General features: G+C 70.0%; 18 protein-coding genes, 1 tRNA gene and 1 other RNA gene. 16 read left to right on the plus strand and 4 right to left on the minus strand.

The genetic code is table 11. The features are described from left to right. Positions 1-15 precede the first annotated feature (15 nt). Complete coding sequence (locus RAN62_RS37280) at positions 16-1,143, minus strand: hypothetical protein (protein ID WP_305789582.1); 1,128 nt, start codon at positions 1,141-1,143, stop codon at positions 16-18. A gap of 138 nt (positions 1,144-1,281) precedes the next feature. On the opposite strand from RAN62_RS37280, the gene pruA reads away from it, so the two are divergent. From pruA to RAN62_RS37340, 12 genes are all read left to right on the plus strand, one after another. Continuing rightward, positions 1,282-2,910, plus strand: coding sequence for an L-glutamate gamma-semialdehyde dehydrogenase (gene pruA / locus RAN62_RS37285; protein ID WP_305789583.1), 1,629 nt, complete (start codon positions 1,282-1,284; stop codon positions 2,908-2,910). Positions 2,911-3,177: 267 nt separating this feature from the next. Continuing rightward, positions 3,178-3,693, plus strand: a complete 516-nt coding sequence (locus RAN62_RS37290) for a PadR family transcriptional regulator (RefSeq protein WP_305789584.1) — start codon at positions 3,178-3,180, stop codon at positions 3,691-3,693. A gap of 54 nt (positions 3,694-3,747) precedes the next feature. Next, on the plus strand, positions 3,748-4,863 hold the full coding sequence (gene prfB / locus RAN62_RS37295; RefSeq protein WP_305789585.1) for a peptide chain release factor 2: 1,116 nt from the start codon (positions 3,748-3,750) through the stop codon (positions 4,861-4,863). A gap of 185 nt (positions 4,864-5,048) precedes the next feature. Next, on the plus strand, positions 5,049-5,729 hold the full coding sequence (ftsE, locus tag RAN62_RS37300; protein WP_305789586.1) for a cell division ATP-binding protein FtsE: 681 nt from the start codon (positions 5,049-5,051) through the stop codon (positions 5,727-5,729). A gap of 60 nt (positions 5,730-5,789) precedes the next feature. Further along, the gene (gene ftsX, locus RAN62_RS37305; protein WP_305789587.1) at positions 5,790-6,665 is read left to right on the plus strand and encodes a permease-like cell division protein FtsX; all 876 of its coding nucleotides are present in this window, start codon (positions 5,790-5,792) and stop codon (positions 6,663-6,665) included. Between the two features lie 129 nt (positions 6,666-6,794). After that, a complete protein-coding gene (locus tag RAN62_RS37310) occupies positions 6,795-8,048 on the plus strand; it encodes a M23 family metallopeptidase (protein WP_305789588.1) in 1,254 nt (417 codons plus the stop codon). Positions 8,049-8,092: 44 nt separating this feature from the next. Beyond that, complete coding sequence (gene smpB, locus RAN62_RS37315) at positions 8,093-8,569, plus strand: SsrA-binding protein SmpB (RefSeq protein ID WP_305789589.1); 477 nt, start codon at positions 8,093-8,095, stop codon at positions 8,567-8,569. A gap of 93 nt (positions 8,570-8,662) precedes the next feature. Beyond that, positions 8,663-9,331 carry a cellulose binding domain-containing protein gene (locus tag RAN62_RS37320; protein WP_305789590.1) on the plus strand — a complete coding sequence of 223 codons (669 nt, stop codon included), beginning with the start codon at positions 8,663-8,665 and terminating at the stop codon, positions 9,329-9,331. Between the two features lie 72 nt (positions 9,332-9,403). Then, positions 9,404-9,779, plus strand: a transfer-messenger RNA (tmRNA) gene (gene ssrA / locus RAN62_RS37325). A 444-nt stretch (positions 9,780-10,223) separates the two neighbouring features. Next, complete coding sequence (locus RAN62_RS37330) at positions 10,224-10,610, plus strand: DUF4190 domain-containing protein (protein ID WP_305789591.1); 387 nt, start codon at positions 10,224-10,226, stop codon at positions 10,608-10,610. 61 nt (positions 10,611-10,671) lie between these two features. After that, a complete protein-coding gene (locus RAN62_RS37335) occupies positions 10,672-11,919 on the plus strand; it encodes an FAD-dependent oxidoreductase (protein ID WP_305789592.1) in 1,248 nt (415 codons plus the stop codon). A 38-nt stretch (positions 11,920-11,957) separates the two neighbouring features. Beyond that, positions 11,958-12,398, plus strand: coding sequence for a MarR family winged helix-turn-helix transcriptional regulator (locus RAN62_RS37340; protein WP_305789593.1), 441 nt, complete (start codon positions 11,958-11,960; stop codon positions 12,396-12,398). On the opposite strand, the gene RAN62_RS37345 is transcribed toward RAN62_RS37340, so the two are convergent. Then, positions 12,392-13,081 carry an aggregation-promoting factor C-terminal-like domain-containing protein gene (locus tag RAN62_RS37345; RefSeq protein WP_305789594.1) on the minus strand — a complete coding sequence of 230 codons (690 nt, stop codon included), beginning with the start codon at positions 13,079-13,081 and terminating at the stop codon, positions 12,392-12,394. The two genes, RAN62_RS37340 and RAN62_RS37345, sit on opposite strands and share 7 nt — an antisense overlap. 235 nt (positions 13,082-13,316) lie before the next feature. Here RAN62_RS37345 and RAN62_RS37350 point away from each other — a divergent pair, with 235 nt between their 5' ends. After that, entirely contained in the window at positions 13,317-18,077 is a 4,761-nt protein-coding gene (locus RAN62_RS37350; RefSeq protein WP_305789595.1) for an ExeM/NucH family extracellular endonuclease, read from the plus strand. Positions 18,078-18,118: 41 nt separating this feature from the next. On the opposite strand, the gene RAN62_RS37355 is transcribed toward RAN62_RS37350, so the two are convergent. Further along, a complete protein-coding gene (locus RAN62_RS37355; RefSeq protein WP_305789596.1) occupies positions 18,119-18,673 on the minus strand; it encodes a UCP032817 domain-containing protein in 555 nt (184 codons plus the stop codon). A gap of 210 nt (positions 18,674-18,883) precedes the next feature. Here RAN62_RS37355 and RAN62_RS37360 point away from each other — a divergent pair, with 210 nt between their 5' ends. Together RAN62_RS37360 and RAN62_RS37365 are read left to right on the plus strand one after the other, a co-directional pair. Then, positions 18,884-19,432, plus strand: a complete 549-nt coding sequence (locus RAN62_RS37360; RefSeq protein ID WP_305789597.1) for a YqgE/AlgH family protein — start codon at positions 18,884-18,886, stop codon at positions 19,430-19,432. Positions 19,433-19,561: 129 nt separating this feature from the next. Further along, positions 19,562-19,634: transfer RNA gene (locus tag RAN62_RS37365), tRNA-Ala, on the plus strand. A 267-nt stretch (positions 19,635-19,901) separates the two neighbouring features. On the opposite strand, the gene RAN62_RS37370 is transcribed toward RAN62_RS37365, so the two are convergent. Then, entirely contained in the window at positions 19,902-20,828 is a 927-nt protein-coding gene (locus RAN62_RS37370) for an alpha/beta hydrolase (RefSeq protein ID WP_305789598.1), read from the minus strand. Between the two features lie 84 nt (positions 20,829-20,912). On the opposite strand from RAN62_RS37370, the gene RAN62_RS37375 reads away from it, so the two are divergent. Beyond that, positions 20,913-21,800 (plus strand): LLM class flavin-dependent oxidoreductase, encoded by an 888-nt coding sequence (locus RAN62_RS37375; RefSeq protein ID WP_305789599.1) that lies wholly within the window; start codon positions 20,913-20,915, stop codon positions 21,798-21,800. Position 21,801 lies beyond the last annotated feature (1 nt).

Genomic DNA, 21,801 nt, shown 5'->3' on the forward strand with positions numbered 1-21,801 from the left:
CCCCACCGGCGAGCGTCAGTCCTCGGCGCGGGAAGCGGCGGGCGCCGGCTCGTCGTCCTCGGCCCGGGCCGCCCGCTCGATCTCCTCGGGATCCGCCGGGCGCTCGGACAGCTTCTCGCCGGAAGTCGTGCCCGTCGCGGCGCCGGACGCCGGTCGTCCCGCTCCCGCCCGGCCTTCACCGGCGGCGGCCCGGCTGCGGGCGTTGCGCCGCCCCGCCGTGGCCGCTTCCTCGTTGGGCGCCTCGTCGGGCGGCGCCTGCAGCGTGCGCCCCACCGCGATGATCGCCGCGAACGCCCCCACGAAGAGCACCATCAGCGCGTTGTTGATGCGGGCGGCGCTCAGCACCGACTGGATGCTGCTGTCGAGCACGCTGACCTTGGCCGCCAGCGAGAGGACCCGCGCACCGAGCGTGTGGGTCAGGATCTCGGCGACGATGAGCAGCAGGCCCGGGCCGCCCGCGGCCAGCGCGTAGAGCGGCCACCGCACGTCCGACCCGGTGCGCTGCCGGGCCCGCCGCAGCACCAGGCAGGCCACCGCGGCGGACGCCAGCCCGCCCAGGATGCCCTGCGCATAGCCCCAGTAGCCGGCCGCGTCGGCCCGCGAGGCCGAGGTGTCGCCGGCGCCGAACACGGGCAGCAGGTCGTCCTGCAGGAAGGCCAGCACCACGCCGACCAGGAAGACCGCGATGGCCGCCCAGGCCGCGGCCCGGATGACCCGGGGCAGCCGGAAGCCGGCCAGCGCGCCGCCGATCGTGGCGGCCGCGGCGATCGTGCCGCCCATGACCGCATAGATCCAGCCGTCGGTGTTGATCGTGATGATCGTCAGGGCGCCGAGCAGACCGGCGACCAGGCCGGCGCCGGTCGAGACGGCGAACCGCACGGTCGCGCCGAGCTCGCGGCGGCGGGTGACGAAGGCCAGCACGGCCGAGGCCACGGCCATGCCGGCGACCAGGCTCGCGGAGACCACGCCGGGCATCGCGTAGGACGTCGAGACCACCTCCAGCTCCGCCTGCGACGTGCTGGTGATGCTGACGCGCGCGGAGAGGAGCATGCCCGCCGCCCAGGCCAGCCCGGCGACGGCCAGCAGAACGCCACCCCAGGTCGTGCGCTCCGGGGACTGCTGCACCGCTTCGGCCTCACTCATGGCCCACAGAGTAATCGGGCCGTCTGACAGTCCGGCGGGGCCACGGCGCGGCGGGGAACCCGGTGGCCTGCGGCGAGAGCCCCGGAACCGCCCGGCGAGGTGGCACGATGACGTGAGACACACCTCCAGGAGTGCGCGATGGATGCTCAGCTTGTGGTCCCTGCCCCGATCAACGAGCCGGTCCGGGGCTATGCGCCCGGCAGCCCCGAGCGCGAGTCGCTCCAGGCGCGGATCGCCGCGCTGGCGGCCGAGCGCCTCGAGCTGACCAGCACAATCGGCGGCGTGCAGCGGCCGGGCGGGGGCGATCCGATCGACGTCGTCCAGCCGCACCGGCGCCGGCATGTGCTCGGGGTGCTGCACAATGCCACGCACGAGGACGCGCGGGCCGCGGTCGACGCCGCCAAGCGGGCCGCGCCGGCGTGGCGCTCCCTCCCGTACAGCGAAAGGGCCTCGGTCTTTCTCCGCGCCGCGGAGCTGCTGGCCGGCGGATGGCGGGACACGCTCAACGCGGCGACGATCCTGGGGCAGTCCAAGTCGGTCCAGCAGGCGGAGATCGACTCGGCGTGTGAGCTGATCGACTTCCTGCGCTTCAACGTCGCCTTCGGCGAGCGGATCCTGGGCGAGCAGCCGCAGTCGTCACCCGGCGTCTGGAACCGCTTCGACCATCGCCCGCTCGAGGGCTTCGTGTACGCGATCACGCCGTTCAACTTCACGGCCATCGCCGGCAACCTCCCCTCCGCCCCCGCCCTGATGGGCAACACAGTCGTCTGGAAGCCCTCGCCGACCCAGCAGTTCGCGGCGCACTTCACGATGCGGCTCTTCGAAGCGGCGGGGCTGCCCCCGGGCGTGATCAACATGGTCACCGGCGACGGGCTGGCGGTCTCCGACGTGGTGCTGTCCGACCCCGCGCTCGCGGGCATCCACTTCACCGGCTCGACGGCGACGTTCCGGCACCTGTGGCGCGAGGTCGGGAGCAACATCGACCGCTACCGTACGTACCCCCGGCTGGTCGGAGAGACCGGTGGCAAGGACTTCGTGATCGCCCACCCGAGCGCTGACGTGGACGCGCTGCACGTGGCGCTCGTCCGGGGCGCGTACGAGTACCAGGGTCAGAAATGCTCGGCGGCCTCCCGCGCGTACGTGCCGCGGGGTCTTTGGGAAGGTGGCCTGCGCGACCGCCTCGCCGCAACCGTCGCGAACGTGAAATACGGCGACGTGACTGATTTGTCGGTCTTCGGGGGAGCGGTGATCGACGCCCGCGCCTTCGCCAAGCATGCCGCCGCGCTCGACCGCATCAAGAACAGTGCCTCGTGCACTGTCCTCGCCGGTGGCACCGCCGACGACAGCGAGGGCTGGTTCGTGGCACCGACCCTCGTGGAGAGCTCGGATCCGGCTCACGAGCTGTTCTCCACCGAGTACTTCGGCCCGATCCTGGGCGTGCACGTCTATGCCGACGACGCCTTCGAGGAGACGGTGGCCCAGGCCGAGGCCGTCGCGGCCTATGCGCTCACCGGCTCGATCTTCGCCACGGACCGGACGGTGGTCGACTGGGCCGCCGGGGCCCTGCGCAACGCGGCCGGCAACTTCTATGTCAACGACAAGCCGACCGGCGCGGTGGTCGGGCAGCAGCCCTTCGGCGGGGCCCGCGGCAGCGGCACGAACGACAAGGCCGGCTCGATCCTCAACCTGCACCGCTGGGTCTCGCCGCGCACGATGAAGGAAACCTTCGAGCCGCCGGTGACCTGGCAGTATCCCCACATGGGTTGATTGTCGGCTTTGGCGGCCTAAGTCGTTTCTTCGGGAAAGCTGGCCCCGCCCGGACGCGCCCTTTGGCGGGATAACGGACTTCGAGCGCCGTCTGACCGATTTCCTGCTCCATCTTACCCGCCGACACCCCGGCCCACCGGCAAAAACGCCCCGACACGACCCTCGTGGTCGGACTGTCTGTGCGGGACAGTCGTTTGTGGAGACGCAAATTGGACGGATCGGGCGAAATCCTGGACGCCACGACGACAAAGTGGCAGCTTAGAAGGCATGCCCGACTCTCAAATCAACCCTACGGCTGCCGCGCTGCTCGGCCTGCTCCACGATGGGCCGATGACCGGCGGACAGCTCATGGCGGCTGCCGAACGCCGCCTCGGGCCCTACTGGTCGATGACGCGGAGCCAGGTCTACCGCGAACTGCCGGTCCTCGCCGAGATGGGCTACGTCCGCCTCGGCAAGCCCGGCCCACGGTCCAGTCAGCCCTATGCCATCACCGCCTCCGGCAAGCGCGCCTTCAGCCGGTGGCTCGCCGAGTCGCCGGGCCGGGACGCGATCCGCAACCCCGTCGCCCTGCGCGTGGCGTTCGGTCAGCAGCACGCCGGCGGCCAGCTCAAGACGCTTTACACCGGCGCGAACGAGTTCCATTCGGAGGCCCTCGCCATGGCCCGCGAGCAGGCCAAGGAGGCCAAGAAGGCCGGCGACCAGTACGGTGCCGCCGCCCTCGAGTTCGCCGTGGCGTACCACAAAGCCGCGCTGACCTGGCTCAAGACCGCGCCCGCCGAATGACGAAGGTATGCCGCCCGGCCGCAACGTGGGCCGGGCGGCGTATTCTTGGCAGTCGTGAGTGCAGCCGACTTTCCTGACCAGCTCAAGGCGCTCGACGCCACCCTGCGCAACATCGAGAACGTGCTCGACCTCGACAAGCTGCGCCGGGACCGCGCGGAGCTCGAGGAGCAGGCCTCCGCCCCGGACCTGTGGGACGACCAGGCGCGGGCTCAGGAGGTCAACTCGCGGTTGTCGTACGTCGCGGGCGAGATCTCGAAGATGGAGCGGCTCCGCACCCGCCTCGACGACGCCGGGCTGCTGCTCGAGATGGCCGAGGCCGAGGGTGACGCCGACTCGGTCGCCGAGGTCGGCTCCGAGCTCGTCGCTCTCCACAAGGCTGTGGAGGAGATGGAGGTCCGCACCCTCCTGTCCGGCGACTACGACGCCCGGGAGGCGGTCGTCTCCATCCGGGCCGGCGCCGGTGGCGTCGACGCGGCCGACTTCGCCGAGATGCTCCTCCGGATGTACCTGCGCTGGGCGGAGCGGCACGGCTATCCGACCGAGGTCTACGACACCTCGTACGCGGAGGAAGCCGGGCTCAAGTCCGCCACCTTCGCCGTCAAGGTGCCCTATGCCTTCGGCACGCTCAGCGTCGAGTCCGGCACCCATCGCCTGGTGCGCATCAGCCCGTTCGACAACCAGGGCCGGCGCCAGACCAGCTTCGCGGGCGTGGAGGTCATGCCGGTCGTCGAGCAGACGGACCACATCGACATCCCGGACAACGAGCTGCGCGTCGACGTCTACCGCTCGTCGGGCCCCGGCGGCCAGAGCGTCAACACGACCGACTCCGCGGTGCGGCTCACGCACATCCCGACCGGCATCGTCGTGACGTGTCAGAACGAGAAGTCGCAGCTGCAGAACAAGGCGTCCGCCATGCGCGTCCTCCAGGCCCGGCTGCTCGAGCGCAAGCGCCAGGAGGAGGAGGCCAAGATGGCCGGCCTCAAGCAGGACACCACCGGCTCGTGGGGCGACCAGATGCGGTCGTACGTGCTGCACCCCTATCAGATGGTGAAGGATCTGCGGACCGAGGAGGAGACGGGCAATCCGTCCTCCGTGTTCGACGGCGAGATCGACGAGTTCATCGAGGCCGGCATCCGCTGGCGCAAGCAGTCGCAGCTCGCGGCGGGCTGATCCCCGAAATTTTTTCCGGAACGGCAGAAACTGCCGCCGACCTGCGCCGAGAACGCTGAGTGACACGCCGTCTGAACGAAGAGTCAGGCGGCGCTCACCGGCCGTACTGATCAGCGGGCCTGCGGGCCAAAAACTGGCCACCGCCGGGCTTGGCGATTTCGTTACACCGCGTAGACTCTCCACCCGTGATTCAGCTCGAGAACGTGACGAAGACGTACCCGAAGGCGTCTCGGCCGTCGCTGGACGATGTCAGCGTCGGTATCGAGAAGGGCGAGTTCGTCTTCTTCATCGGCCCCTCCGGTTCCGGCAAGTCGACGATCATCAAGCTCCTGCTGCACGAGGTCGCCCCGACCCGCGGCAAGGTCGTGGTGAACTCCAAGGACGTGACCGCCCTGCGCTCCTGGAAGATCCCGCACTTCCGCCGGTCGATCGGCTGCGTGTTCCAGGACTTCCGGCTGCTGCCCAACCGCACGGCGTACGAGAACGTCGCGTTCGCCCTCGAGGTCATCGGCAAGACGAAGGCGGTCGCCCGCCGCGTCGTGCCCGAGGTGCTCGAGCTGGTCGGGCTCGGCGGCAAGGAGCACCGCTACCCGCACGAGCTCTCCGGCGGTGAGCAGCAGCGTGTCGCGGTGGCGCGGGCCTTCGTCAACCGGCCGCTGATCCTGCTGGCCGACGAGCCCACGGGCAACCTCGACCCGGACACCTCGATCGAGATCATGCGGCTGCTGGACCGGATCAACCGGACCGGCACGACGGTCGTGATGGTCACGCACGACTCCAACATCGTCAACCAGATGCGCCGCCGGGTCATCGAGATCGAGAGCGGCCGCATCGTGCGCGACCAGGCTCGCGGCGTTTACGGCTGACAGGGACCCTCGTTTCACCCACCTGATTGACGACCGCGGAGTCCCGGAAGGAACCCCCCGATGCGTGCCAAGTACGTCCTCAACGAGGTGCTGGTCGGCCTGTGGCGCAATGTCACGATGACCATCGCCATGATCATCACCATGTCGGTGTCGCTGACCATGCTCGGCGCCAGCGTGCTGATGTACATGCAGGTCGACCAGATGAAGGACTATTACTACGGGGAGATCGAGGTCTCGATCTTCCTGCGCGAGGACGTGACCGACGCACAGCGCGAGGCGATCAACCAGGCGATCGAGCAGAACCCTCTCGTCCTGGAGAAGACCTACGAGAGCCGCGAGGACGCCTTCAAGAAGTTCCAGACGCTCTGGAAGGACTCGCCGGACTTCGTCAAGTCGGTCACCCCGGAGAGCCTGCCCGAGTCCTATCGGGTCAAGCTGAAGGACCCCCAGCAGTACCAGTCCTTCGCCGACCAGATCAAGGATCAGCAGGGCATCCAGGACATCGTCGACCAGCGCGAGCTGCTCGACAAGGTGTTCAAGATCTTCAACGCGATCCAGGTCTTCGCCCTGGTCGTGGCCGGCTTCATGGCGCTGGCGGCGCTGCTCCTGGTCGGTAACACGATCCAGGTCGCGGCCTACAGCAAGCGCCGCGAGGTCGCCGTCATGAAGCTCGTCGGCGCGTCCAACTGGTTCATCCAGGCGCCGTTCGTGCTCGAGGCGGTGGCGGCCGGCCTGATCGGCGCGATCCTCGGCTTCGTGATGATCTTCCTGATCAAGGTCGTGCTGCTGGACGGCAGGCTCCAGGCCCTGACGAACATCCTCACGCCGATCCCGAGCGAAAATGTCTGGCTGATGTTGCCGCTGCTGGCCGGCGTGGGAGCCGGCGTGAGCGCCATCACCGGGTGGGTCACCCTGCGCTTCTACCTCAAGGTCTGAGCGAGTCACCGTTCGATCGCCGCACTTCCCGCGTACGCCGGGGAGGTGCGGCGATCGTCGTTTCGGCGACCGGATCTTCTGGGCGATTTCGCCGCATAGGTGCGAAGAGTCGGAGTACGGTGACTCCTCGTGGGGTCCCATCGACGCAGCCGGTTCCGTGCCGCGCTGGCAGCGTGCCTGAGCGTGTGCTGCCTCGCGGCTCCCGCCCTGGTGGCGCCCGGGGTGGCCGCCGCTGACCCGTCGCCGGACGACGCCCGCAAGGCGAGCAAGGCCGTGGACCGTGCCGAGGCGATTCTCGAACACGCCACGGTGACCGCCCGCAACGCCGCCCGCCGGCTGGAAGCTGCCACGGCCGCCCTGCCGGCCGCCCAGGAGAAGGTCGCCAAGTCCCGGGGCGTCGTGGCCGCCGCCTCCGTCCAGGCGACCACGGCCCGTCGCAAGGCCGATGCCGCCCGGGCCGCGTACGACAAGACAGCCGCCGCTTTCGACGCCGCCCAGACCCAGGTCGACGCGGCCCGGGACCGCGTCGACGAGATTGCGGCCGCCTCGTACATGGGCGGGAACTTCGCCAGCCTCAACGTGCTGGTCGGCGCGCGCGGACCGCAGGACGCCATGGACCGGCTCGGGCTCGTCGACCAGGTCATGCAGAAGCAGCAGGACGACGTGGAGCGCTTGATGGTGGCGCGGCGCACCGCTCGTACGGCTCAGGACAAGGCTGGGCTCGCCCGCCGCGCCGCCGAGGCCGCGGAGCAGGAGGCCGCCGACAAGCTCGACGCCGCGAAGGACGCGCAGGCGGCCGCCGTACGGGCTCGGGCCGCTGTGATTCAGCTCGCGCAAAGCCGCAAGGACGCCCTCCGGGTCGCCCGCAGCCAGCGCTCGGCGGTGCTCGCCAAGTACGAGGAGGCGAAGGCCGAAGAGGCCCGCATCCAGGACGCGCTGCGCGGCTGGGACGAGAAGAACGGCGGCTCCACGGCCTCCTACAGCGGCGGCGGGCTGCTCATGCCGGTGCACGGGTGGAAGACGAGCGACTTCGGCTCGCGTTACGACCCGTACTATCACGTCTGGCAGCTGCACGCGGGCACGGACATCGCCGCGCCGGGCGGAGCGCCCATCCACGCGGCGGCGAGCGGGCGGGTCATCCAGGCCGGCTGGGCCGGTGGCTACGGCAACTACACGTGCATCGGGCACGGCTCCGGCTTCAGCACGTGCTACGGCCACCAGTCGAAGATCCTGGTCAGCCCCGGCGAGTACGTCCGGCGGGGCGAGGTGATCGGGCGGGTCGGCACGACAGGCGCCTCGACGGGGTTCCACCTGCACTTCGAGACGCGCTTCCACGGCGTACCGAAAAATCCCCTGAACTTGCTGCCGAGCTGCCTCTGTTAGCTCCTGGGTAAGATGGTCTTTTCGGCCGTTGCAAGGAGCCAGTCATGCCGCGCGAACAGGGCCGCAAGGTCGTGGCCTCGAACCGGAAAGCGCGCCACGACTACACGATCCTCGACACCTACGAGGCGGGCATGCAGCTGACCGGCACCGAGGTCAAGTCGCTGCGCGCCGGGCGGGCGTCGCTCGTGGACGCCTTCGGTCACGAGAGCAACGGCGAGATCTTCCTGCACGGGATGCACATCCCGGAGTACACGCAGGGCACCTGGACCAACCACGAGCCGCGCCGCACCCGCAAGCTGCTCCTCCACCGCGAGGAGATCCACAAGATGATGGGCAAGCTGCGCGACGACGGCGTCACCCTGGTGCCGCTCCAGGTCTATTTCGACAACGGGTACGCGAAGGTCGAGCTCGGGGTCGCGAAGGGCAAGAAGTCGTACGACAAGCGGCAGGATCTCGCCACGCGGGACGCGAACCGGGAGATCAACCGGGCGTTGGGGCGGCGGAGCAAGGGCATGGACTGAGGATTGTTTCTCCCCCTCGGGGCGCTTCGCCTCGCTGCTCGTCGGGGCGGCGTGGCGCCGGAGCGGACCGGCGGGTAACCTCGCCGCGGTTCGATGTCTCCCGCGCTGAAGGGACCGCCGTTGCCCGGCAAGCAGCAACCCGTCCTCCGCCTGCCCCGCTACTCGCTGATCATCCTGGCGGCCGGGGTTCTCGTGTTCATGGTCGCCTGGGTCGCGATCCGATCCGCCGGCCCGGTCAAGGACAGCTCGCCCAAGCTGGTCGTCCCGACCACGGCCGCCTCGGTGGTGCCGGCGGCGGTGATCGAGACGCCGCCCTCATCGCCCGCGCCGTCCAGGGTCAAGCTGGCCGCCTCGCCGGCCTCCGCCACCCGGACATCGTCCAGCCCCGCCCCGCGCCGCTCCTCACCCACGCCGTCCGCCTCCCCGTCTCCGTCCCCCTCCGCCACGCCGTCTGTTGTGTTGAGCGCCACCTACAAGACCGGGGCGAGCTGGCGCGAGGGCTTCATCGGCTGGCTGACCGTGCGCAACAAGGGCGAGAAGCCGGCCACCTGGACCGTGACCGTGACCTTCCCGTCCCGAGCCGACGTCCGCCTCGGCCCGGTCTGGAACGCCCGCGCCACCACCTCCGGCGACACGGTCACCTTCACCGGCGGCCCGCTGGCGCCGGGCGCCTCCGTCGACGCCGGCTTCTCGGCCGGCAAGAGCACCAGGGGCAAGGTCGCGCCCGTCTCATGCAGCATCGCGGGCCGATCCTGCCAGTGACACGGGATACCGGAATGACCTCCGGGCGCGGACACGTTACGCTTGTATGGCTGCCGCATGGCGGCCCTACGAGGGGGTGACTGGTTTCGACTTCGTACGTGGAGACAGGGGAAGCGAGCCGAGGAAGCCGACGTCGTCTCGAGAATCGGTCGTCGGAAACCAATAAGCGCCAATTCCAAGCGCGCTGACTTCGCTCTCGCTGCCTGACAGCGTTAGCAAGTCTGTCGGACTGAGCACACCTCCGGCTCAGACTTCCGGCATCAGCTAGGAGGTTGGCCAACCGGTCCCGGTCGCGGGGACCGCGCGGCGAGATTAATCAGCGACTGGGCCCGTCACACCATCTCGCTCACGTGAACGGTGGGGCCGAGTAGAGGCATAGTGAGCTGCGCTCGGAGAAGCCCTGACAAAACAACGAAGGACCCGGGTTCGATTCCCGGCACCTCCACGAGAGGCGGAGGCCCCTGTTCGCGGACAGCGCGAACCGGGGCCTCTCGTCATATCTGCTCCGGGGGCCGAGCCCCCGGACGCCCCGCGGTGCGGTGGTGCGCGGCGTTTGTCGGTCGCGGTTGGTGGTTGGAGCGCGCCTGGGCGCTGGCGCGCTTGCGCTCGGCTTGGCGTGCGGTGGTCGGTGAGGCCTTCGCGCAGGGACGAACAGAGCGTCCTCGGATGGCCTTTCACCCGGGCCGGAGCCGAAAGAGGCCGGGCGGGTCGGTGAGATTCTGATGGGGCTGGGCCGGCCGGTTGTCGAGACTGGCTGATTGGTCGTGCGGGGCGGCTGCTCGGGCCACTTCGGCCGGGATGTGATCACGGTTGGAGGGTGTGCGGCCGGGCTTCCGGGGCTGGACCCGGCCGCGCATTCAGCCCTGATGTCCAGCCCGGTCCGGAGCCTCTGGTGACCTATCCGCAGCCGCCCCAGCGTCGTTCTGTCGTTTCGCAGTATCAGTCGGTTGCGCCGCCGCCGATGATGCCCATGGTGGTGCAGCCCGCGGTTCCGTCGTCGAGTACGGCAGTGTGGGCGTTGGTGCTTGGCATCGTCGGTCTGGTCGCCGGCTGGTGTCTGCTCGGCATTCCGTGTATCGCTGCGGTGCTGCTGGGTCACGTCGGGGTGAATGACACTCGTAACAACGTGAAGTCGGGTCGCGGCATGGCGGTGGCCGGGCTGGTGATGGGCTATGTGGGAGTCCTGCCGGCGATCATCCTGTTCTTCTGGATGGTGCTGGGCGGAGCGGCCGCCGTGTTCGCGCCGTCGACGATCCCTACTCCTACGCCGAGCTACTGAAGCTCACTGGTTGGCACGGCGACGGGCTTGTCGCGAACATCTTAGTCATTAAGATAACGGCATGGGCATATCGAGCGGCGTCTCTGTGGCGGTGGCGGGGGCCGGGCTTTCCGGGCTCTGCCTCGCGCAGTATCTGGTGCGCGCGGGTGTCGACGTGCACGTCTTCGAGCGGGACCCGGGGCCCTTCGTGCGGCAGCAGGGCTACCGGATCATTCTTGACCGGTTCGGGCTGGAGGCGCTGCGGGAGAGCTTGCCCCGGCCGCTCTACCGCCTGGCGCTGACCACCGGCGACGAGCCCGGCGGGCAGCTGCGGTTCACCGACAGCCGGCTGCGGGCCGCGTTCACCATCACGTTCAAGGATGAGCCGCGCGCCAGCCGTCAGGTTGACCGGCTGACGCTGCGGTCGATCCTGATGGCGGGTCTGGAGGGGCGGATCCACTACGGCAAGGCGGCTCTGGGGGTGGAGAGCGGCGGGCCGGCCGGGCTGCGGCTGCGATGTGCCGACGGCACGGCGGTCGGGGCGAGCGTCGTCGTGGGGGCGGACGGGGTGGGTTCGGCGTTGCGGGCGCAGCTCATGCCGGACGCGGGGCCGGCGAACACGTCGATGGCGGGGGTTTACGGCCGGTCGCCCTTGTGGCGGAACGGCGCGAGTGTCATCCCGGAGGTGTTGCGTACCAGTGGGGTCCTGGCCATCGCCGACCAGCCGGGCCGCGCGTTCTTCTTCACCTGCATGCGGTTCGGGGAAAGCCCTCCGGAGGCGTTCGCGCGCGTGGCGCCGGGCAGCTATGCGCCCACGGGTGACGACTACGTCATGTGGGGTTTGCTGCTCCGGCAGGAGGAGGTGCCCCTCGGCATCCGCGGGAACCTGCTGGCGCTGCGGGAGCTGGCCGCCCGGATGAGCGCGGACTTCCATCCGCTCGTCCGGCGGCTGGTCGAGACGGCCGAGCTGGACGCCACCGTGCTCAACCTCTTCGCCACCGGCCGGCGCCCGCAGCGATGGGCGGTGCCGCGGGCGACGATGATGGGCGACGCCGTGCACGTCATGCCGCCGTTCGGGGCGCACGGCGGCAACACCGCGCTCCGCGATGCCGCCCTGCTCGGCCGCAGGCTCGTCGAGGCGTGGGAGGGCGGCACGCCGGTGGAGGAGGCGATCGCGGATTACCAGAACGAGATGGTGCCGTACGCCTTCAAGGCCGTGGACACCGCCGCCGGGCTGATGCGCCGCCTCACCGGGGGCCCGGCCGCGCCGCACTGGGTGCTGACCCGCCTGTTACCTCGGCTGCATCGGGTGACCGTGCCGGAGGCATGATTGCGGGCATGTCCTCCGAGCCGGCCCGCGCGTCTGCAATGGCTGACTTGATGCGCGCCGGGCGGGAGACTGCGCGGCTGTCCATGGTGTTCCGGAACGCCATAGCGGACCGGCTGGGCCTGACCGTGAGCGACCTGGAGTGCCTCGATTTCCTGGCGGACGTCGGATCGGCCACCGCGGGGCAGGTCGCCGGGCGGACCAACCTCACCACCGGGGCGGTGACCAGCATGCTGCGCCGGCTCCAGCAAGCCGGCTTCGTCACGGCCGAGCGCGATCCGGCGGACCGGCGGCGGGTGATCGTCACGCTGCGGCCGGAGCGGATTCCCGAGCTCGAGCGCCCGTACGAGCGGTTCGCCGAGCAGGCGGTGCGGCTCATCGAGGGCTACAGCGTCGAGGAAGTCCTGCTGCTGGTCCGGCACTTCGGCCGGATGCGGGAGATGTACCTCGCGGAGCTGGACCGCCTCGGCGGAGCTCAGTAGTTGCCGTTGTTCTGGAAGTTGTTCCAGGCGCCGCAGGGGGTGTTGTAGCGGCCCTCGATGTACCCGAGGCCCCACTTGATCTGCGTCGCCGGGTTGGTCTTCCAGTCGGCGCCGGCGGAGGCCATCTTGCTGCCGGGGAGGGCCTGGGGAATGCCGTAGGCGCCGGAGCCGGTGTTCTCGGCCTTGTAGTTCCAGCCGCTTTCGTGGTCCCAGAGCTGGTTGAGGCACGGGAACTCGGCGATGCCGAAACCGGCGGCGAGCATGAGGGCGCAGCCGGTCTGGCGGGCGCCGCTGAAGTCGTTGCAGGAGTCGGGGATCGGGCCGTCGTAGGGGACCGGGCCGCCGTTCTCCAGCGCCTTCTTGGCGTCCTCTTCCTTCTTCTTCTCGATGGCCTTCTTCTGGGTGGTGCGGGCCTTGGCGGCGGCGCTGCGGGCGTCGGCGGTGGCCTTCTTGACGGCGATGCCTTCGGCCTGGCGCTGGAGGGCGCGGGCGGCGGCGTGCTGGCCTTGGCGCTCCTTGAGGAGCTGCATGTCGGCGTCCTGGATCGGGATCGAGCTGCTGGCCAGGGCGGCGTCGGTGGTCAGCTCGCGCTGCTGGCCGAGATAGACGCCGCCGGCGAGGCCGGTGAGCAGCAGGGCGACCGAGGCGGCGCGGGTCGCGGTGCGGGTCCAGAGCCGATCCACGGGGATCCCTTTCCGAGGCGATGGCAGCAGCACGGCACTATAACCGGACCCCTGCGGCTCGGGCCAGATCGGGACAAAAAACTACGGATCGTGTCTTGAGGATGACGATTCCATAGTCGACGTTCGGCTGACCCCGGGGGGTCTGTTGGGACGCTGATCGGCGCAGCGTTACCTGCGAGTAATCCCTCGTGTTTACGATCCGGCGGGATCCATTGTCCTCGGAGGAAAAATCTCGATGCGTCGATATCTACCCATAACGCGTTTCACCGCGCGTTCCCTGGGTGCAGCCGCCGTCGCCACCGCGGTCGGCCTGAGCTTCACCGGGCATCCGGTGCTCGCGGCGGACGTCACCCCGTTCATCAGCGAGATTCACTACGACAACGCCGGCACCGACAGCGGCGAGGCGATCGAGGTCGAGGCCGGCGCCACCGACCTGGCCGGCTGGTCGATCGTTCTCTACAACGGCAACGGCGGGGCGAGCTACGGCACGCTCGCGCTGAGCGGGACCGGCGTGGTCTCCGTCGCGGCGGCCGGGCTCCAGAACGGCGATCCGGACGGCTTGGCCCTCGTCGCGCCGGACAAAACAGTGGTTGAGTTCCTCAGCTACGGCGGCACTTTCGCGGCGACGAACGGTCCGGCGTCGGGCAAGACCAGTGCCGACATCGGGGTCAAGGAAAGCGGCGTGCCGACCGGCTTCTCGCTGCAGAAGATCGACGGCAAGTGGCGGGACGCGGCGCCGAGCTCGTTCGGCGTGAAGAACACCGCGGAAGGGCCCGGCGAGCCGGCCCCCGCGTGCACGACCGCGGTGACGAACACGATCGCCGAGGTGCAGGGCACCACCGACACGTCCCCGCTGGCCGGCAAGCAGGTCACCGTCGAGGGCGTCGTGACGGCCGACCACCGTACGGGCGGCTACAACGGCATCTACGTCCAGACCGCGGGCACCGGCGGCGATCGTCCCGTCACCGCGAGCACCCCGTCGGACGCGATCTTCGTCTTCCTGTCGAAGGCGGCCGGCACGAGCCTCGCCATCGGCGACACCGTGCGGGTCACCGGCGCGGTCAGCGAGTTCAACGGGCTCACCGAGCTGACCCCCGCCGCGCTCGCCGACGTGCAGGTGTGCGACGGCGACGCGAAGCCGCCCGCGCCGGTCGCGTTCACGCTGCCGCTCGACAACGCCGCGCGCGAGTCGCTCGAGGGCATGCTGGTCGCCCCGGCCGGCACGTACACGGTCTCCGAGGTCTATGACACCAACCGCTACGGCGAGATCGACCTCGCCGCGGGCACCTCGCCGGCGCGGATCCCGACCGATGTGGCCGAGCCGGGCAGTGACGCCGCCGCCAAGGTCAAGACCGAGAACGCTCTGCACAAGGTCGTGCTCGACGACGGGTCGAGTGCCACGCTCACCGGCGCGCCGCCGTACTTCTCCAAGGAGGAGCCGCTGCGGGTCGGCGACCGGGTCGCGACCTTCGGGGCGACCGTGCTCGGTTACGGCTTCAGCGAGTGGCGTCTGCAGCCGGTCACCCCGGTTGCCGCGGCCAGCTGGAAGACTGCCGGGTTCAGCTTCACGCACACCAATCCGCGTACGACCGGTCCGGTCGACGTCGGCGGCGACCTGCGCGTGGCGAGCTTCAACGTGCTCAACTACTTCGTCCACTTCGGTGGCGACGCGCGCGGGGCGAAGGATGCCGCGGCGCTGGAGAAGCAGCAGGCGAAGATCGTCTCCGCGATCAGCGCGCTGAACGCCGACGTCGTCGCGCTCATGGAGATCGAGAACTCGGTCCGCTTCGACGGCGACCCGCAGCTCGCCCTGCAGACGCTGGTCGGCGCGCTCAACGCGAAGGACGGCGCCGGCACCTGGGACTACGTCCGGACGCCGGCCGAGCTTCCGGGCGCCGCGCAGCAGGACGTCATCACCACCGCGATCATCTTCAAGCCGGCGAAGGCCACCCCGAAGGGCGCCTCCCGCTCGGTCAACGACGAGTCGGTGTGGTTCAACGCCCGCGAGCCGATCGCCCAGACGTTCACGTCCGGGTCGATCGACTTCACGGTGATCGCGAACCACCTCAAGTCGAAGAGCACCTCCGACGCGGCCACCGGCGACAACGCCGACAAGGGCGACGGTCAGGGCGCGTTCAACGGTGACCGGGTGCGGCAGGCGACCGCGCTGGCGGCGTTCGTCGCGGACGTCAAGAAGAGCAGCGGTACGGACAAGGTCCTGCTCCTGGGCGACTTCAACGCGTACACGCAGGAGGACCCGCTGCAGGTCCTCTACGACGCCGGGTTCAGCGACCTGAACAAGGACAAGAACTCGTACGTCTTCGGTGGCGAGTCCGGCTCGCTGGACCACGCGCTGGCCACCCGCCCGCTGGCCGACCGGGTCACGGGCGTGGACATCTGGAACATCAACTCCGTCGAGTCGTTCGCCTTCCAGTACGACGGGTACGCGCCGTTCTACTCGGCGGACCCGTACCGGGCCAGCGACCACGACCCGGTCGTCGTCGGCCTGAACACCAAGGCGGCCGCGGCGACGCCCGTCGACCTGCAGCTGCTGAGCGTCAACGACTTCCACGGCCGGCTCGAGTCGCCGAGCACCGTGGACGGGCAGCCCGTCGGCGGCGCGGCCCAGCTGGTCGGCATGATCAACCAGCTGCGTACGCAGAACCCGGCCACCGCCTGGGTCTCGGCCGGCGACAACATCGGGGCGTCCACCTTCATCTCGGCGATCGACGGCGACAACCCGACGATCGACGCGTTGAACGCGGGCGGCCTGGCCGTGTCGGCGGTCGGCAACCACGAGTTCGACAAGGGTCTCGCCGACCTGACCGGTCGCGTCTCCGACCGGGCGAACTTCCCCTACCTCGGCGCCAACGTCTACAAGGACGGCCAGCGGGTCCTGCCCGGCTATGACGTCCAGACGGTCGGCGGCGTCAAGATCGGCTACATCGGCGTCGTCACCGAGCAGACCGCGTCGCTGGTCAGCCCGGACGGCATCGCCGGCGTCGAGTTCCGGGACCCGGTGGCCGAGGCCAACCAGGTCGCCGCGGAGCTGTCCGACGGTAACGAGGCGAACGGCGAGGCCGACGTGCTGGTGCTGCTCGCCCACGAGGGTGCGGCGGCCGAGAACATCGACAGCGCCGCGAAGCTGCAGGCCGATCCGGTCTTCGGCGACTTCACGCGGGTCAGCGCCGACATCGACGCGATCCTGAGCGGGCACACCCACCAGCCGTACGCGTTCGAGGTGCCGGTGCCGGGCTCCGACCGTACCCGTCCGGTCATCCAGGCCGAGGACTACGGCCTGCGCGTGGGCCGCGCGGTCCTCACCTACGACCCGGCCACCAAGTCGGTGACCAAGTCGACGGCCGAGCTGCTCGACGTCAAGGGCTACACCCCCGACCCGGCCGTCGCGGACATCGTCGCGAAGGCCAAGGAGACCGCCACCGAGCTGGGCAAGCAGCCGCTCGGCAAGATCACCGCAGACATCAAGCGGGCCTACACGGCCGACAACGCCGAGGACCGCGGCAGCGAGTCGGTGCTCGGCAACTTCATCGCCGACGTCCAGCTCGACCAGACCAGTGCGGCCGGTCGCGGTGGCGCGCAGATCGCCTTCATGAACCCGGGCGGCCTGCGGGCGGACCTCAAGTACGGCACGGACGGCACCATCACGTACGCCGACGCGTTCGCGGTGCAGCCGTTCGCCAACGACGTCGTGACCCAGACCCTCACCGGCGCCCAGATCAAGCAGGTGCTGGAGGAGCAGTGGCAGCCGGCGGGGGCCTCCCGTCCGGTGCTGCACCTGGGCTCATCGAAGGGCCTGACCTACGCGTACGACCCGGCGAAGCCCCGCGGCGAGAAGATCATCGCCTCGTCGCTCAAGCTCAACGGGACGGTCCTGAACCCGACCGGCACGTACCGTGTGACGTCGAACTCGTTCCTCGCCGCCGGCGGTGACAACTTCACGACCCTGGGCCAGGGCACGGACAAGGTCACGACCGGCGACAACGATCTGACGATGCTGGTCAACTTCTTCGCGAAGTACTCGCCGATCACCGCCGACGCGACGCCGCGCTCCACCCAGGGCGCTGCCGACACGAAGGCTCCGACGGGTACGTACCAGCTGGGGTCGGCCTCGGCCTGGACCGGTCAGACGGTGAAGCTGAAGGAGATCTCGGTCGCCGACGACACCACCGCTGCCGGCAAGATCCGGCGGGTGGTCGACTGGGGTGACGGCACCAAGCCGGACACCATCACCGGCGACGCGAGTCACACCTACACCAAGGCCGGCAAGTTCACGGTCGTCATCACGCTGACCGACGAGGCCGGCAACGGCGCGAAGGCCGGCTTCAAGGGGTCGGCGGTCGTCTCCGTCAAGGCTCAGCCGGGCAGGTACCAGCTCGTCAAGACGTCGATCTGGGCCACGCAGTGGGTGGACCTGAAGCTCAGCGGCTACGACGGCGTCAGCAAGCTGGTGATCAACTGGGGTGACGGCAAGACCTCGACGACCACCGAGCAGCTGATCTCGACCTGGCACGTCTACGCCAAGCCGGGCTCCTACGTCGTCAAGGTCACGCCCTACAACGTCAACGGCGCCGGCAAGACCGTCACCGTGGGCACCGTCAAGGTGGCCAAGGACGTCTACAAGCCGACCGTCAGCCTCACCGTGCCGGCGAAGTCTGCCGTCGTCTCCTCGTGGAAGACACTGCACGGCAAGGCGGCCGACAAGGGCGTGGGTCTCAGCGGGATCCAGGTCAAGCTGGTCGAGCAGCGGTCCGGCAAGTGGTACTACTACACCGGCTCGACGTGGGTGAAGACCACTTCCTACGCCGCCGCCACGAAGAAGGCCAAGGTCATCACGACCTGGCCGACGCCGAAGGGCACGTGGAGCATCCCGGTCAAGGGCCTGCAGAAGGGCACCTTGAAGATCGCCTACTGGGCGAAGGACAAGGTCGGCAACTACGCCCCGACGAAGGTCTACACCAAGAAACTGACCAAGTAGTACGGAGTTCCGGGGCCCCCACCGCGTGCGGTGGGGGCCCTTCACGTTCCGCCGTAAGTCTCGCCCTCGGCCTGCTTGTGCTCCGGCGGACGCCAGTCGCCCCGGACCGACCGGCCCGGACCGCGGAGATGGCCCAGGCAGAGCAGGCCCGGCTGCTCGTAGCACTGCCCCCGCCCGCCGCAGTCGGCCAGATAGTGCCGGCCGTCGGGGACGCCGAGCTGGGCGTCCAGCCGGAAGAGCAGCGGCAGGCCGTCGAAGCCGAGCCCCTCGTCCTCCCGGGCCAGCCGCCAGGTGAGCCCGAGCCGGCCGGGCTCGTCGGTGAGCGGCGTGTGGGGGAGCGGCCGCCCGAAGGCCCTCGCGCAGAAATCGTCGTAGTCGCGGGTGTAGCGACTGAACGTCTGCCACAGGTCACCGACGGCCACCGACGGCATGGTGAGGGCCGCTTCCGGGTGACGCGCGTTGATCCGGAACCATTGCCACAGCCCCGCCTCCACGTCCTTCCCGCCCGGGGAGCGGACGGAGTGGGGCAGGGCGTACCCGTTGATGTAGGAGACCCGGCTGCCGGTTGCCCGGCGCCAGGGACGCAGGACAGTCATCACCGCAGCGTGCTCCCCGTACGGGTGACCTGCCAGCCACTTGTCGTGACCCCGTCACCGTTCTTATCCGCCTTAGGCGTCGATCTCCGCCTCGTTCTCGCGCAGGCCTTATCGCTGGCCGGACTGCAAGCTAATGTCCAAGCATGGCGCGAAGGCGAGGCTGTTGTGTTCAGTGAAGAGCAGCGCATCGGAGGTCGGTCGGTGGAGTCGATGACCGGTCAGCTCCTGGTCGCGACCCCCACCCTCAAAGACCCCAACTTCGACCGTACGGTCGTGCTGCTCGTGGCCCACGAAACCGGCGGCGCGCTCGGCGTCGTGCTCAACCGCGCCACCGAGGTGCCGGTGGCCGACGTCCTGGGCGGCTGGGGCGACCTGGCCGGCGACCCGGCGGTCCTCTTCGAGGGCGGCCCGGTGCAGCCCGAGTCGGCGATCTGCCTCGCCCGCACCCGCCCCGAGGTCAAGCGGCGCGTCTCCGGCTTCCACCAGGTCGCCGGCGCCCTGGGCACGGTCGACCTCTCCGCCGACCCCGACCGGCTGGCCGAGAGCGTGGCCGGCATCCGCGTCTTCGCGGGCTACTCGGGCTGGTCCCCGGGCCAGCTCGAGGACGAGATCGCCGCCGGCTCGTGGTTCGTCTTCGACGCCCTCCCCGGCGACCCCTTCGTCAACCGCCCCGACGACCTGTGGGCCATGGTCCTGCGCCGCCAGGGCGACATTCTCGCCGCCGTCGCCCACTTCCCGCCGGACGTCTCGCTCAACTGACCCGGGCGGGCCTCGCTCCGACTGGCTGCAGCCTGCAGCGGTCTGTGGGGGACCCCCTGCCGGAGGGCCCGGCGAGGGTGTGTATATTTCTTTCCGTGCCCGGGTGATCCGGGGACAATGGCAAGGCAAGGGGCTGTGGCGCAGCTGGTAGCGCACCACACTGGCAGTGTGGGGGTCAGGGGTTCGAGTCCCCTCAGCTCCACCCTTGAGAAACGCCCGGGCTTCGGTCCGGGCGTTTTCTGTTCTCCGGCTGGTTCCGCTGAGCTCCAGCGCCGCCTCGCGAGCCGCCTCCGGCGCGTCGTGGGAGATCACCATCTGCACCGACCGCACGATCTCCTCGGGCGCCCGGCCGATCCGGGCGCACTGCTGGTCGAGGACCCGTGAGCGCTCGGCGACGAACTCGACGCTGTTGTGCGGCGGCCCGGGCACGTTCCACCCCTCGTCTATCTTCCCCTCCTTCGGACCGACCCTAGGGGGCGAGCAGGCGGTTGAGCCAGTGGAAGCGGGCGGCGCGGGCGTCGCGGGAGAGGACGGCTTCCGGGAAGGCGCCGTCGAAGCCGTGGAAGCCGCCCGGCCATACGTGCAGCTCGGCGTCGCCGCCGGCCTGCCAGATGCGGGTGGCGTAGGTGATGTCCTCGTCGCGGAAGGATTCGGCCGAGCCGACGTCGATGTAAGCGGGCGGCAGGCTCGACAGGTCGGCGGCGCGGGCCGGGGCGGCGTAGGGCGACGTGTCCGGGCCTCCAGCGGTGTCGCCGAGGAGGGCGCCCCAGCCGGTGGCGTTCGACGTGCGGTCCCAGGTGTCCACGCCGGCCATCTGGCGTACGGAGAAGGAGTCGTTCCGGTCGTCGAGCATCGGGCACATCAGCAGCTGGCCGCGCAGCGCCGGGCCGCCCTTGTCGCGGGCCATGAGCGTGACGGCCGCAGCGAGCCCTCCGCCCGCGCTGCCGCCCGCCACGATCAGGTGCCCGGGATCGAAGCCGAGCTCCGGCGCTCGGGACGCGGTCCACTCCAGGCCGGCGTAGCAGTCCTCGACCGGCGCGGGGTGCGGGTGCTCGGGCGCCAGCCGGTAGTCCACCGACACGACGACCAGGCCGAACTCCTCCGCCCAGTCCAGCGCCTCGAGCACGCCGGAGCGGTTGTCGCCGAGCACCATGCCGCCGCCGTGGATCCAGTAGACGCAGCCCCGGGCGGCCGGGAAGGCGACCGGCCGCATGATCAGCAGTGGCACGGGGGTGTCGTGGTGCTCCTCGACCGTGAACATGCCGCCCCGGCTGAGCTCGGCGTCGGTGAGGCGGAGCGCGACCCGCTCGGCTCGCGTGGCGGGGATGTCGGCCGGCAGCAGCGGTGGCCCGGCGACGACGGGAAGCTCGCGGTCGAACGGCGGCGGCGTAGTCATGATCACAGGTTAAGCGCCGCGCGGAATCTGCGGAGAGCAGAGAACGGATGCTTTCCCGGGGGACGGGCCGGGAGGATCGGCGGCATGGTGGAGTTCTCGCTTCAGGTTCAGCCGGAGAGTGCCGGCGAGTGGGTGGAGACCGCGCGGCGCGCCGAGGCGGCCGGGTTCGACGCGCTGCTGGTGTCCGATCACCCGGGCTCGGGTGCGGCGCCGTTCGTGGCCCTCGCCGCGGCGGCCGCCGTGACAGAAACGATCAAGCTCGGCTCGTACGTGGTCAATGCCGGCGTCCGCGAGCCGATGCTGCTCGCCGCGGATGTCGCGACGCTGGACCTGATCTCGGGCGGGCGCGCGATCCTCGGGCTCGGCGCGGGTCACACGCCGGTCGAGTGGGAGGCGGTGGGGCGGGTCCGCCCGGATGTTCGGGGGCGGGTGGACCGCTGCATCGCCGTGACCGAGGCGACGACGCGGCTGCTGGCGGGGGAGAAGGTGACGTGGGACGGCGCCGGGCTGACTCTGCGCGACGCCGAGCTGACCAAGCCCCGGCCGGTGGCGGGCAAAGTGCCACTTCTGATGGGTACGTCCAACTCCCGTCTCCTGCGCTGGGCCGGTGAGCACGCCGACATCGTCGGGCTGTCGGGGCTGGGGCGCACCCGTGAGGACGGTCACTCGCACGATGCGCGGTGGCGCCTCGATCAGGTCGACGCGCAGGTGGCACTGGCGCGGGAGGGCGGCGCCGCCACGCTCGAAGCGCTCGTGCAGAAGGTGCAGCCGGACCTCGGCGAGTGGACCGATGACCTGAACATGACCGAGGACGAGCTGCGACAGGTGCCGTTCCTGCTCATCGGCGACGAGGCGGAGCTGCTGGCGGCCGTACGGCGGAATCGCGAACGATGGGGAATCACCCGGTATGCCGTACGCCGGGAGGCTCTTGACACTCTGGGGCCGATCCTCCCGAAGCTGCGCGCGGCGTGAG

This window comes from Symbioplanes lichenis (genome assembly GCF_030709675.1).
In the GTDB taxonomy this organism is placed as follows: domain Bacteria; phylum Actinomycetota; class Actinomycetes; order Mycobacteriales; family Micromonosporaceae; genus Actinoplanes; species Actinoplanes lichenis.

Excerpts from the sequence above, each read along its gene's own strand:
- RAN62_RS37320 (WP_305789590.1), top strand. The coding sequence starts at position 8,663 with ATGTCTCCCGCGCTGAAGGGACCGCCGTTGCCCGGCAAGCAGCAACCC.
- RAN62_RS37350 (WP_305789595.1), top strand. The coding sequence starts at position 13,317 with ATGCGTCGATATCTACCCATAACGCGTTTCACCGCGCGTTCCCTGGGT.
- RAN62_RS37370 (WP_305789598.1), bottom strand. The coding sequence starts at position 20,828 with ATGACTACGCCGCCGCCGTTCGACCGCGAGCTTCCCGTCGTCGCCGGG.
- RAN62_RS37280 (WP_305789582.1), bottom strand. The coding sequence starts at position 1,143 with ATGAGTGAGGCCGAAGCGGTGCAGCAGTCCCCGGAGCGCACGACCTGG.
- RAN62_RS37360 (WP_305789597.1), top strand. The coding sequence starts at position 18,884 with ATGACCGGTCAGCTCCTGGTCGCGACCCCCACCCTCAAAGACCCCAAC.
- ftsX (WP_305789587.1), top strand. The coding sequence starts at position 5,790 with ATGCGTGCCAAGTACGTCCTCAACGAGGTGCTGGTCGGCCTGTGGCGC.
- RAN62_RS37290 (WP_305789584.1), top strand. The coding sequence starts at position 3,178 with ATGCCCGACTCTCAAATCAACCCTACGGCTGCCGCGCTGCTCGGCCTG.
- RAN62_RS37335 (WP_305789592.1), top strand. The coding sequence starts at position 10,672 with ATGGGCATATCGAGCGGCGTCTCTGTGGCGGTGGCGGGGGCCGGGCTT.
- RAN62_RS37340 (WP_305789593.1), top strand. The coding sequence starts at position 11,958 with ATGGCTGACTTGATGCGCGCCGGGCGGGAGACTGCGCGGCTGTCCATG.
- RAN62_RS37375 (WP_305789599.1), top strand. The coding sequence starts at position 20,913 with ATGGTGGAGTTCTCGCTTCAGGTTCAGCCGGAGAGTGCCGGCGAGTGG.
- pruA (WP_305789583.1), top strand. The coding sequence starts at position 1,282 with ATGGATGCTCAGCTTGTGGTCCCTGCCCCGATCAACGAGCCGGTCCGG.
- smpB (WP_305789589.1), top strand. The coding sequence starts at position 8,093 with ATGCCGCGCGAACAGGGCCGCAAGGTCGTGGCCTCGAACCGGAAAGCG.
- RAN62_RS37355 (WP_305789596.1), bottom strand. The coding sequence starts at position 18,673 with ATGACTGTCCTGCGTCCCTGGCGCCGGGCAACCGGCAGCCGGGTCTCC.